This is a genomic window from Pseudomonas sp. No.21, from assembly GCF_054558415.1.
Map to the genome: position 1 here is coordinate 1 of NZ_BAAJNO010000045.1, position 449 is coordinate 449.

Consider the following 449-nt stretch of genomic DNA (forward strand, 5'->3'; position numbering starts at 1 on the left):
ACCGTCGTTGTCGAAGCGGCCGCCGATGGCGAAGGTGCTGGTGCCGGTGCTGCCGAGGGCGCGCAACTTGCCGCCGGCGTTGCTGGCGGAGCCGAGGTCGAGGGCGAGGGTCTTGCTGGCTTCGATCAGGCCACCGTCGTTGGCGAGCTTGCCGGTCAGCTTGAGGCTGGCGCTGTCACCGCCAACAGTGCCGCCCTGGTTGCGCAGGCTGTCGACATCGACCGTCACCGCCTGTTTGGCCAGGAGTTGGCCGCCGTCGTTGATGACTTCGCCGCGCTTGATGCCGAGGTCGCCCTGGGTGGCGACGATCTGGCCCTGGCCGTTGTCCAGGCGGGTGGTGCTGGTGAGTTCGACGCTGTCGCCCTGGATGCGGCCCTGGCCGTTGCCGAGGCTGTCGACGGTGGCCGTGAGGGCGCCGCCCTGGGCATTGAGGCGGCCCTGCTGGTTGA

General features: G+C 69.7%; 1 protein-coding gene. It reads right to left on the reverse strand.

Annotation, left to right across the window (positions count from 1 at the left end; all coding sequences use genetic code 11):
- The coding region (locus ACYJSS_RS30685) for a hypothetical protein (RefSeq protein ID WP_459481279.1) at positions 1-449 on the reverse strand (449 nt) is incomplete at both ends.